Annotated in this window: 12 protein-coding genes; 1 reads left to right on the top strand and 11 read right to left on the bottom strand. The window is 73.0% G+C overall.

The features are described from left to right. Positions 1–140: 140 nt before the first annotated feature. Positions 141–1,601 (top strand): HNH endonuclease signature motif containing protein, encoded by a 1,461-nt coding sequence (locus Q1V71_RS09800; RefSeq protein ID WP_300643312.1) that lies wholly within the window; start codon positions 141–143, stop codon positions 1,599–1,601. 216 nt (positions 1,602–1,817) lie between these two features. Here Q1V71_RS09800 and Q1V71_RS09795 read toward each other — a convergent pair whose 3' ends face one another. The 11 genes from Q1V71_RS09795 to Q1V71_RS09745 form a co-directional block, all read right to left on the bottom strand. Next, a complete protein-coding gene (locus Q1V71_RS09795) occupies positions 1,818–2,357 on the bottom strand; it encodes a DUF1990 family protein (RefSeq protein ID WP_300643310.1) in 540 nt (179 codons plus the stop codon). Next, entirely contained in the window at positions 2,347–3,354 is a 1,008-nt protein-coding gene (locus Q1V71_RS09790; protein ID WP_300643308.1) for an NADPH:quinone reductase, read from the bottom strand. The genes Q1V71_RS09795 and Q1V71_RS09790 overlap by 11 nt, the downstream gene beginning before the upstream one ends. Positions 3,355–3,390: 36 nt before the next feature. Continuing rightward, the gene (locus Q1V71_RS09785; RefSeq protein WP_300643306.1) at positions 3,391–4,527 is read right to left on the bottom strand and encodes a hypothetical protein; all 1,137 of its coding nucleotides are present in this window, start codon (positions 4,525–4,527) and stop codon (positions 3,391–3,393) included. A 93-nt stretch (positions 4,528–4,620) separates the two neighbouring features. After that, positions 4,621–6,000, bottom strand: coding sequence for an NAD(P)/FAD-dependent oxidoreductase (locus Q1V71_RS09780; protein WP_300643304.1), 1,380 nt, complete (start codon positions 5,998–6,000; stop codon positions 4,621–4,623). Continuing rightward, positions 5,997–6,782 (bottom strand): DUF1206 domain-containing protein, encoded by a 786-nt coding sequence (locus Q1V71_RS09775; RefSeq protein WP_300643302.1) that lies wholly within the window; start codon positions 6,780–6,782, stop codon positions 5,997–5,999. Before Q1V71_RS09775 ends, Q1V71_RS09780 begins: the two co-directional genes overlap by 4 nt. 44 nt (positions 6,783–6,826) lie before the next feature. Beyond that, positions 6,827–8,206, bottom strand: a complete 1,380-nt coding sequence (locus tag Q1V71_RS09770; RefSeq protein ID WP_300643300.1) for an NAD(P)/FAD-dependent oxidoreductase — start codon at positions 8,204–8,206, stop codon at positions 6,827–6,829. A gap of 32 nt (positions 8,207–8,238) precedes the next feature. After that, the gene (gene nusB / locus Q1V71_RS09765) at positions 8,239–8,649 is read right to left on the bottom strand and encodes a transcription antitermination factor NusB (RefSeq protein ID WP_300643298.1); all 411 of its coding nucleotides are present in this window, start codon (positions 8,647–8,649) and stop codon (positions 8,239–8,241) included. A gap of 10 nt (positions 8,650–8,659) precedes the next feature. Further along, entirely contained in the window at positions 8,660–9,223 is a 564-nt protein-coding gene (gene efp, locus Q1V71_RS09760; protein WP_300643296.1) for an elongation factor P, read from the bottom strand. A gap of 73 nt (positions 9,224–9,296) precedes the next feature. Beyond that, positions 9,297–9,749, bottom strand: a complete 453-nt coding sequence (locus Q1V71_RS09755) for a type II 3-dehydroquinate dehydratase (protein WP_300643294.1) — start codon at positions 9,747–9,749, stop codon at positions 9,297–9,299. Then, a complete protein-coding gene (gene aroB, locus Q1V71_RS09750; RefSeq protein ID WP_300643292.1) occupies positions 9,746–10,879 on the bottom strand; it encodes a 3-dehydroquinate synthase in 1,134 nt (377 codons plus the stop codon). The genes Q1V71_RS09755 and aroB overlap by 4 nt, the downstream gene beginning before the upstream one ends. Next, positions 10,872–11,351: a shikimate kinase gene (locus tag Q1V71_RS09745; RefSeq protein ID WP_300643479.1), complete on the bottom strand. Its 480-nt coding sequence runs from the start codon at positions 11,349–11,351 to the stop codon at positions 10,872–10,874. The genes aroB and Q1V71_RS09745 overlap by 8 nt, the downstream gene beginning before the upstream one ends. Positions 11,352–11,364 lie beyond the last annotated feature (13 nt).

The following is an 11,364-nucleotide window of genomic DNA, read 5'->3' as shown; positions in this document are numbered from 1 at the left end:
CGCGGTCCGCTCCAGCCTCGCCCCCGCCTGGGGTGCTCGCTCGGGCTGGGCTTCGATCGGACGGCAGGAATGTTGCGAAAAAGTGGACCTGACCTGGGGAAATACTGTCCCTCGAACGTGTGTTCAACTATACTTTCACCATGTCCACCAGCTCCCTCCTCGACGCGATCCTCGCCGCCAGGCAGCGTGAGGACGACGCTGCACGCGAGCTGCTGATCGGGGTGGGCGAGTGGGCAGACCTCCACACCACGGGTGCGTTGATGCCGGACCTGTACGGCACCTACAGCCACCCCGACGAAGAGGCGTACGACGTCGCGGAGTCGGCGTGGGTGTCCCGGTTCGGGATGCCCGGTGCCGACACGATGCTCGACCTCGCCGGCGCCGGTGCACCCGAGGTCTCCGACTTCGCCGTCACCGAACTCGCCACCGCCCTCGGCAGGACGAAGGAGTCCGGCCGCCTCCTCGTCGGCGACGTCGTGGAGGCCAAGCACCGCCTCCCCAAGGTCTGGGCACGCATGGTGGCAGGCCAGGTCACCGCGTGGCGGGTCCGCCGCCTCGCCCAAGCCACCCGCGGACTCTCCGCCGAGGCCGTGGCGTTCGTGGACGCCCAGATCGCCCACGTGATCCACACCGCCGGCCCCGTCACCGTCGACCGCCTCGTCCTCGAAGCCACCGCCCGGTTCGAACCCGAATCGACCGAGGTGGCCGAGTGCGACACCCGCGCCAACCTGTTCTTCGACCTCGACCTCGCATCACCCGCCACCTCCGTCGGTGCGGCCTCCGCCGTGAGTGCGGACGGACTGCTCGACCGTGCCGACGCCGAGGACCTCGAAGCCGCGATCCGCCACATCGCCCACCAGCTGCTCCTCGACGGCTCCACCGACGACCTCGCGGTGCGCCGCGCCAAAGCCCTCGGCTACCTCGCCCGCGGCCAAGACCTCCTCCCCGACACCCACCCCGAGGCGACCGACCCCGAGGCGACTGACCCCGAGGCGACGCAGGATGGTCGAGCAGCGAGCGCCAGCGAGCGTCGTCGAGACCGCGCAACCCACACGCGCACCGCACCCCGCCGGGTCGTGGTCCTCACCGTCCACCTCTCCGACGTCGCCCTGACCGGCGCTCCGCAGATCGACCCCGTCACCGGCACGCTCGGCCTCAACCTGGCGCGCCTCGACAACCACCGCCAGCTGCTGACCGCCGACACCATCCGCGAGTGGTGCGGCACCCGCGGTACCCAGGTCGTCGTGAAGCCCGTCATCGACCTCCACGAGACCGTCGCAGTGTCCTCCTACGAGGTCCCCGACCGCATCGCAGCACGCGTCAAGCTCACCCGGACCACCTGCACCTTCCCCCACTGCAACAGGCCAGCCGAGTCCGCCGACCTCGACCACACCATCGAGTACTCCGACACCGGCCCACCCGACCAGACATCAACAGACAACCTCGCGCCCCTCTGCCGCCACGACCACAGAGCCAAGACCCACCCCTCCCCACCGGGCCGACCCTGGGCGGTCCGCGGACTCAGTCCAGGCCACTGGCTCTGGACCAGCCCCCACAGCCAGCACTACCTCGTCCACCCCGACGGCACCACCTCACTCTGAGCCGCACCTCCTGACCCTGCTCGTAGCCCGACCACCACCCTGGTGGCCGGTCTACCAGCACGCCCCGACGCCGTACCGCCCTCCATCCCACCGCGAGTCGCCGAGCCGGCCCGTCTTTCCGGAAGAACGCGCCGGCTGGGCGCGGCGACGGCTGCCGCGACGCGCTCGCGGGCGCTCGGTGGGGGAACCTCCGGACCAGGACCGGTGGATCTGGGATCAGGAAGCTGCGTCCAGGGCGCACAGGTAGCGACGGGTCATCAGCCGCTGGAACCACCGCGCGGCAGGACCGCCGACCTTGGTCAGGACCGTGCCCGGACGGGAGAACGCGCGGATCGTGAATACCGGCTCCCCCTGCGCGCCGCGCTCGAGCAGGAACAGCTCCTCCCCGCACTCCGGGTGACCGGGCAGGGTGCCGTAGGCGAAGCCGACCCGGTCCGGCTCGTCGACCACGGCCACGACCCGGCACGGGATGCGGACGGCCAGTGGTCCCAGGCCGAGCCGCATCTCCACGACCTCGTCGAGAGCGACCCGTGGCGCGGACGGGGCGACCCGGAGCCCGGCCCGCACGGGCACCTGCCAGGTCATCAACAGCGCGGCGGCCTCGTCGAAGCCCCGCCCGACGACCGTGCGCGAGCCCTCCACGACGTGGTAGCCCGGCGGGAGGACGGAGCGCGAGGTCCCGCCCACCTCCTCGTAGGTCAGCGGCGCGGCGCGCAGCGCGGCGACACGTTCGCCGCCGAGCGGCCTACTCGACATCCAGCAGCACCTTGCCGACCGCGCCGCCCTCGACGGCGGCGTGGGCGTCGGCGGCCCGCTCCAGCGGGTAGTGGTGCAGCGGCAGCCCGGCGTCTTCACCGACCCGCAGCGCGCCCGCCTCGACCGCAGCGGTGACGTCCTCGGCCGCAGCAGCGAGCAGGGCGGGGTCGAGGGTGTAGAGCAGGACGCCCTGGAGGCGCAGGTTCGCGGCGAAGGTCGGCCGCACCGGCACCACCGCCTCGGCACCCCCGTTGTCGGCGTAGTAGGCGATCGTCCCGTGGGTGCGCACCACGGCGACGTCGATCGCGATGTTGGCGGCCAGCGACACCTCGACGACCAGGTCGACACCGTCCGGGGCGACCTCGCGGATCGCCGCGACGGTGCCGCCCGTGTAGTCGACGACGTCGTGGGCGCCGGCTGCGCGCGCCAGCGCGGCCTTCTCCTCGCTGCTGACCGTCGCCACGACCCGGGCACCGGCCCAGCGGGCCAGCTGGATCGCGGCGTTGCCCACCGCACCGGCACCGCCCGCGACCAGGACCACCTGCCCCGCGAGCGCGCCCGGCGCCAGCCGCGTGACCGACCCCGCCGTCAGCGCCCGGTGCGCCGTGACGGCCGGGACGCCCAGCGAGGCCCCCAGGTCGTACGACGCCGTGTCGGGCAGCCGCACCAGCCGGCTCGCCGGCTGGACGGTCCGCTCGGCGGCCGTGCCGCCGGGCCGCTGCCACTGGGCCAGGATCGTCCACACGCGGTCACCGACGGCGAGGCCCTCGACCCCCTCACCGACCTCCTCGACCACGCCGGCGCCGTCCTGCCCGGGCACGACCTCGTCCCAGGCGCCGTTCATGCCGTTCGCGCGGAACTTCCAGTCCGTCGGGTTCACGCCGGCGCGGACCAGCCGCACCCGCGCCTCGCCCGGGCCGACCGGTGGCACCGGTCGGTCGACCACCTCCAGCACGTCGGCGGCGGACCCGGTCTCTCGGTAGACGACTGCTCGCATACCGGGCCCAGCCCCCAGAGCGTCCGGATCATTCCCTCACAGTGCCTCGGCCATCCCCGCGCAGGCGCGCAGCCACGAGCGCCGGGTCGCCTTGGACAGCTCGGCGTAGGGCACGACCGAGCCCGCGACCAGCGCCGGGTCGTAGGGCACGCGGTAGACCGCGCGGGTGCGCTGCTCGTAGACGTCGACCAGGTCCGCGGCGAGCTTGTCGTCGACCTTCGGCGAGGGGTCGGAGAGGACGGTGATCGTCTTGTGCTTGACGTCGGCGTACCCCGCGTCCTGCAGCGCGTCGAGCATCCACAACCCGGAGTAGCCGGTGTCCTCACGCACGGTGGAGGTGACGACCAGCAGGTCGGCGGAGTCGGCGGCGGCCAGCCAGTTCTCGGCGCGCATGTTGTTGCCGGTGTCGATGAGCAGGATCCGGTAGAAGCGCTCGAGCAGCCTGTGCACCGCCACGTAGTCGTCGGCGCGGATCATGCCGGTCACGTCGGGCCGCTCGTCGGAGGCCAGCACGTCGAAGTGCGCGTCGCCCTGGGAGCGCACGAACGCCCCGAGGTCGCCGATCCGCGACTGGTAGACGTCGCTGAAGCGCTCCAGGTCCTCGAGCAGCTCGCGCGTGGTGTTGCGGTGGCTGCTGCGCGTCCCTCGGATGCCGAGCGTGCCGCGGGTCTCGTTGTTGTCCCACGCGACCACGCCACCCCCGCGCACGGTGCCGAACGTGTAGCCGGCGGCGAGGACGCCGGTCGTCTTGGCCGCTCCGCCCTTGGGGTTGATGAAGGCGATCGTCCGCGGGCCGTCGAAGTCGCGCTGCAGCGTCCGGCGCAGCGACTCGTGCTCGGCCTCCGAGGGCCCCATCGCCAGCTTCAGCAGCCCGCCTGTGGCCCGGTTGAGCCAGCCGCGCCAGCCCCAGGTCGCGGGGCCGAACCCGACCTCGTCGGCGCGCCGGTCCAGGAAGTCCGTGGCGGTCATGAAGCGACGCGGCGCCTCCGGGGTGGCAGGAGCGATCCCAGCGGGAGCCTCGGGTGCCGCCGGGACGGCTGCCACCTGCGTCGTAGCGGTGCCCGCGGGCTCGGCCCAGGGGTCGGCGAGCGGGTCGCGGCGGCGTCCGTACGCCGCCAGCTCCTCGGTCGTGTAGAGCCGGTCGCTGGTGTCACCGGACGTGCCCTGGGTCATCGATTCCTCCGAGATGTGGGGACGGACCACCGTGTCCTTCCCAGCACCGCCGCCGATGACACCACCTGCCGGGCGCGTCACAGGCCGCAGGCGTCACAGCCCCGTGTCGCGCAGCGCGCTCCCGATCACCCGGTGGAAGGTCGGGTAGGCGAGGTGCATGCGCGTGAGCACCGGCACGGTGAGCCGCGCGTGGACCGCGGTGCTCAGCAGGCCCAGCACCTCCCCGCCGTACGGCGCCACCGTGGTCGCCCCGACGACGACCCCGCTCGAGGCGTCCGCCACGACCTTCACGACCCCCGACGCCTCGTGGATCCAGCCCCGCGAGCTGGAACCGACGTCCGCCGTGCCCACCGCGACCTCGATCCCCTCCTCGCGCGCCTGGGCCTCGGTCATGCCGACCGAGCCGACCTCGGGATCGGTGTAGGTGACCCGCGAGACCGCGTGGTACTCCCCCCACGGTCCGTCCTCGCCGAGCAGGTCCCGCACGACGATCTCTCCCTGGTAGAGCGAGACGTGCGTGAAGGGACCGCGCCCGGTGATGTCCCCGACCGCCCACAGCCGCTCCCCCGCGCGGCAGCGCTCGTCGACCTCGACCGCATCGGCCTCCGGGTCCAGCCCGACGGTCTCCAGCCCGACGTCGCCGATGTTGGGCGAGCGACCGGCGGCCACGAGCAGCCGCTCGACCTCGAGCCGACCGCCGTCCACGTCCAGCAGGAACCGCCCTGCCTCGTGGGCGACCCGGTCCACCGAGACACCGGTGCGGACGTCCACGCCCTCGTCGCGGAAGACCTGCGTCACCACCGCCGAGGCCTCGGGCTCCTCGCCTGCCAGGATCCGCTCGCCCTGCTCCAGCAGCGTCACCTGCGTGCCCATCCGGGCCAGGACCTGCGTGAGCTCGGCGCCGATGTTGCCACCACCCAACACGGCGACGGAGCGCGGCACCTCCTCGAGGTGCACCGCTTCGCGGTTGGTCCAGTACGGCGTGCCGGCCAGCCCCTCCACGGGCGGGACGCCGGGCGAGGTCCCGGTGTTGAGGACGACCCCGCGACGGCCGACGAGCAGCACCGGTCCGTCCTCGGTCTCCACGCGCACCCGGCCCGGGCCGTCGAGACGGCCGCGACCGCGCACGAGGAGGACACCCGTGTCGACCAGCGGGCCTGCGTGGGCGTCGTCGTGCCAGTCGTGGCCGGACTCCCGGATGCGGCCGGCGGCGGGCGCCAGCGAAGGCTCGACCACCTCCACGCGGCCGGAGAGCCGTGCCGCCACGCGGGCCTCGGCCAAGGCGTGGGCGGACCGGATGAGCAGCTTCGAGGGCGTGCAGCCCCAGAACGGGCACTCGCCGCCGACGAGCCGGGACTCGACCGCCGCGACCTCGAGCCCGGCACGCGCCAACCTGCTGGCGGCCAGCTCCCCACCGGATCCCACCCCGAGCAGGACGACGTCGACCTCGTGGGTCGTGAGGGGTGCGCTCACGTGCTGAGGTGCTTGGCCCGGGCCAGGCAGAACACGCCGTAGCTGATGATGCCGAGCGCGATGGCGCCGAGCAGGACCGGGCCGAAGGGTGCCTCGAGCACGGTCTGCAGCGCGACGTCGAGCCCACCGGACTTCTTGGCCGAGTGCTCGATCGCCGCCCAGACGAAGAGTCCGCCGATGATGCCGACGGCGATGCCCTTGGCGACGTAGCCGACCTTGCCGAGCACGACGTACGCCGACCCGACGTCACCGCTGGTCGCGCCGGTCTCCAGGTCCTCGCGGAAGCCCTCGGTCCAGCCCTTGTGGACCTGGTGGAGGCCGTAGCCGATGACGCCCAGCCCGACCGCCCCGACCAGGAGCTGCCCGCCGGGCATGGCCATGAGCTCGGCGGTCCAGGAGTCGGTGCCGCCCTTGGAACCGTCGCCCACCGCGACCTGCACCGCCGAGACGCCGATGGCGGCGTACAGCAGTGCCTTGAGACCGGCACCCCACTCGTGGTCGACCACGACCTCCAGGACCCGCCAGACGACGAGGAGCAGCATGCCGACGGCGACGCCCCACACCAGCGCCGCGCCCATCGGCTGGTCGGCCAGCTCGTGCAGCGCCCCGCTGCTGCTGGCGCTCCCGGACTGGTCCCCGAAGGCCAGTTGCAGCGCCAGCCAGCCGATCAGCAGGTTGACCACGCCGTAGGCCACCATCCCCAGCCGGGCGATGGTGCGCACCCAGGGGTGGTCGTCGCCGCGTCGTGCCAGGTCCTGTGCTGCTCCGCCGACTGCTCCCATGACAGGTGGTCTACCCACCCCCACGGGGGACACACACCACCCGGTCAGGACAGGTCGCCGAGCGCTGCCTCGATCGCCCGGTGGAAGGTCGGGTAGGCGTAGATCATCGAGCGCAGCGTGGGCAGCGGCACCTCGGCGTGCACCGCGAGCGCGAGGTGGCCGAGCACCTCGCCAGCGGCCGGTCCCACGACGGTGGCGCCCACGAGCACGTCGCGGTCGGCGTCGGCCACCAGCTTGACCAGGCCGTCGCCACCGGGCCCGTGCAGCCAGCCCCGTGAGCCGAGACCGCCCGACCCGACCTGCACGCGCAGCCCCCGCTCGCGTGCCTGGTGCTCGGTCAGGCCCGCGCCTGCCACCTCGGGGTCGGTGAAGGTCACGTGGGGCAGCGCGTGGTAGCTCGCCGGCGGCCCGTCCTGGCCCAGCACGTCCCGCAGCGCGATCGCCGACTGGTACATCGAGACGTGGGTGAAGGCCCCCTTGCCGGTCACGTCGCCGATCGCCCAGACGCGCTCCGCACCGGTGAGCCGCAGCCGCTCGTCGACCTCCAGCGAGCGTGTGGTCGGGTCCAGGCCGACCGTCTCCAGCCCGAGGTCGTCGAGGTTCGGGGTGCGGCCCGCGGCGACGAGCAGCTTCTCGGCGGTCACGGTCTCGCCGTCGACCTCGAGCGAGAACTGCCCGTCGGCGTGGGTCACCGACCCGATCGAGACCCCGGCCATGACCCGCACGCCCTCGTGCACGAGCACCTCGGCCAACGCCTCGGACGCCTCCGGCTCGAGCGGTCCGAGGATGCGGGGCCCGGCCTCGAGCACGGTCACGCGCACACCGAAGCGGGCGAACACCTGGGCCATCTCGCACCCGATGGGGCCACCGCCGACCACCACCAGCGAGGACGGCAGCGAGGTCACCTTCACCGCGTCGCGGTTGGTCCAGTACGGCGTGCCCTCCAGGCCGGGGATCGGCAGCCGGGCCGGGCGGGTGCCGGGGTTCAGGACCACCCCCCGCTCCACGGCGTACGACGTCGACGACCCGTCGGGGGCCTCGACCTCGACCCGTCCGGGACCGGCGAGGCGCGCGGTGCCGTGGAGCACGCTCGCCCCGGCGTCGCGCAGCCGGTCGACCGCGACGGCGTCGTCCCAGTGGTCGGTGGCCTGCTCGGCGATCCGGGTGGTGACCGGCGCCCAGGACGGCTCCACGGTGACGGACCCGGCGACCCCGGCCACCCGTCCGGCCTCGGCCAGCAGGTCAGCCGCGCGCACCATCATCTTCGACGGGACGCACCCGTAGTAGGGGCACTCCCCGCCCACGAGGTGCTTGTCCACGGCCACGACCCGCAGCCCCGCCTCGGCCGCGCCGCTGGCGAGGGCCTCCCCGCCCGGACCGAGCCCGATGACGAGGAGGTCGCAGGTCTGGTCGGTCTCGCTCATGCGGCCACCCTGCCAGGGGCACGGGAACGGCGTCAGACCTCGAGGGTGGCCTTGTCCCTCAGGATCGCGCTCAGCAGGCCGCTGACGAAGGTCGGCGAGTCATCGGTGGACAGCTCGCGCACCAGCTCGGTGGCCTCGGACACCGCGACCTGGTCAGGCACGTCCTCTGCCCAGACCAGCTCGTAGACGCCGAGCCGCAGGACGTTGCGGTCCACGGTCGGCATCCGCTCCAGCGTCCAGTCCTTGGAGTACTGCGAGAGCAGCTCGTCGATCCGGGCCTGGTGGTCGGCGACGCCGCGCACCAGGACCCCGGTGTAGTCGTTGGTGGGCGCCGGGCCGTCGGTCGTCACGCGCTGGAGCGCCTCCACCGGTGACTCGCCGCGCAGCTCGGCGGAGAACAGCACGTCCAGCGCCCGCTTGCGGGCCTTGGAACGGGCGGACACAGGCGGTGCCTCAGCCCTTCACGCGGCCGAGGTAGGACGAGTCGCGGGTGTCGACCTTGACCCGCTCCCCCTGGTTGATAAAGAGCGGGACCTGGATCTCGTGGCCGGTCTCGAGCGTGGCCGGCTTGGTGCGACCGGTGGCGGAGTCGCCGGCGACGCCGGGCTCGGTGAAGGTGATCGTCATCTCGACCGACGGCGGCAGCTCCACGAACAGCACGCGCCCCTCGTTGGTGGCCACGATGGCCTCGTTGTTCTCGAGCAGGAAGTTCGCGGCGTCACCGACGATCTCGGGCGCGACCTCGAGCTGCTCGTAGGAGCTGGTGTCCATGAAGACGTAGGACGTGCCGTCGTTGTAGAGGTACTGGTAGTTGCGCTTGTCGACGGTGGCGGTCTCGACCTTGGTGCCGGCGTTGAAGGTCTTGTCGACGGTCTTGTTGGACTCGACGTTCTTCAGCTTGGTGCGCACGAACGCAGGACCCTTGCCCGGCTTGACGTGCTGGAACTCCACCACGGCCCAGAGCTGACCGTCGAGGTTGAGGACCATGCCGTTCTTGAGGTCGTTCGTCGTTGCCATGCGCGCGAGCCAGCCTTTGTTCGTGAGAGGGGTGGAGCCAGGGTCGTGGAGGCCCGAGGGCCAGCGCCGGAGTCTACGGGGCGAGGTGGCGCACGAGCACGTCGAGGGCCATCCGGTAGCCGTCGATCCCGTGCCCTGCCACGACCTCGACGGCGTGCTCGGTCACCACCGAGTGGTGGCGGAACTCCTCGGGCCGGTCCTTGGGCTGGGAGATGTGCACCTCGACCAGTGGTGCGACCAGCTGGGCGCACGCGTCGAAGATCGCGTAGGAGTAGTGCGTCCACGCAGCGGCGTTGAGCACGACCGGCGTGGCTGCGTCGGCGGCCTCGTTCAACCAGTCGAGCATCCGGCCCTCGTGGTTGGTCTGGCGCACCTGCACGTCCAGCCCGCGCTCGCGGCCCCACTGCTCGCACAGCTCCACCAGCTCGTCGTGGGTGGTCGAGCCGTAGATCTCCGGCTGGCGGCGGCCCAGCCGACCCAGGTTGGGCCCGTTGAGGACCAGCACCGGCGTGCGCGCGCCGCTCACGCCCGCGCCACCATCGCGTCGTACGCCGCCCGCAGGTGCTCCTCGGACGGCCCGGCCAGGACGCGCGGGTCGGCCAGGTCGTGCAGCACCACGAAGCGCAGCTGGTCACCGCGCGACTTCTTGTCCACCGCCATCGCCGCCCGCAGCTCGTCGTACCCGGCTCCGGCGTAGCCCGTGGGCAGTCCCACGCGCCCGAAGGCTGCCGCGTGCCGCGCCGCGGTCGCCTCGTCCAGGACTCCGGCCAGGCGAGCCAGCTCGGCGACGAAGACCGCGCCGACCGAGACCGCCTCGCCGTGGCGCATCCGGTAGTCCTCGGCGCGCTCGATCGCGTGGCCCATCGTGTGGCCGTAGTTGAGCGCCTCGCGCCCCGGGTGGCCCGCACCGGCGGTGCCGGCGGTCTCCTTGAGGTCGCCGACGACGACGTCGATCTTCACCTGGATCGACCGCTCGACGAGCTCGCGCAGCTCTGGGCTGTCGGCGGCCCCGTCACCGGTGAACACCGCCGGGTCGGTGGTCTCCACGAGCTCGAGGATGCGCGGGTCGGCGATGAAGCCGCACTTCACGACCTCGCCCATGCCCGCGACCAGGTCGGCGCGCGGCAGCGTGCTCAGCAGCGACAGGTCGCACAGGACGCCGGCGGGCTCGTGGAAGGCCCCGACGAGGTTCTTGCCGGCGGCGGTGTTGACGCCGGTCTTGCCACCCACCGCCGCGTCGACCATCGCCAGCAGCGTGGTGGGCACGTGCACGACCGGCACGCCCCGCAGCCAGCCGGCCGCCACCCAGCCGCCCAGGTCGGTGGTCGCGCCGCCGCCGAAGGTGACCACGGCGTCGGAGCGGGTGAACCCGGCCTCCCCCAGCCGGTCCCAGCAGGCCGCGGCAGTGGCGACGGTCTTGGCCGCCTCGCCGTCGGGGACGACGACCTCGGTCAGCCGGTACGCCGAGGAGAGTGCATCCCGCACGGGTCCGGCCAGCTCGCGCAGCGTCTCGGGCACCACCAGGGCGACCCGGCTCGGGCCCCCGCCACCCCCGCCCAGCAACCCCGTGAGGCGCTCGGCGACGCCGTGGCCGACGACGACGTCGTACGGGCTGTCGCCGCCGACGTGCAGGACCGTGCAGTCGGGCTCAGGCACGGGCAGCCACCTCGCCGGCGATCTCGTCGGCCACCTCGTCCGGCGTCCGGCCGTCGGTGTCGACGGTGAACGTCGCGACCGACTCGTAGACCGGCGTGCGCTCGTCGAGGAGCGCCTTGATCCGACCCCGGACGTTGCCCATGAGCAGCGGCCGGGACGTGCCGAGCCCGACCCGCTTGACCGCGTCGGTGAGCCCGACGCTGAGGAACACCACGGTGTGCCCGGCGAGCAGGTCGCGGGTGCCCGGGTCCAGCACCGCTCCCCCGCCCAGCGACAGCACGCCGTCGTGCTCGGCCAAGGCCTGGGCCACGGCGTCGCGCTCGAGGGCACGGAAGGCGGCCTCGCCGTCGTCGACGAAGATCTCGGAGATCTCCTTGCCCTGCGAGGCGACGATGTCGGCGTCGGTGTCGCGCACCTGCACGCCCCAGCGCGCGGCGAGCAGCTCGCCCACGGTCGTCTTGCCGGCCCCCATCGGGCCGACCAGG

Source organism: Nocardioides sp. (assembly GCF_030149505.1).
Lineage (GTDB): Bacteria > Actinomycetota > Actinomycetes > Propionibacteriales > Nocardioidaceae > Nocardioides.
The sequence above is the reverse complement of the archived record's forward strand: the minus strand, read 5'-3'. Positions and strand labels throughout refer to the sequence as shown.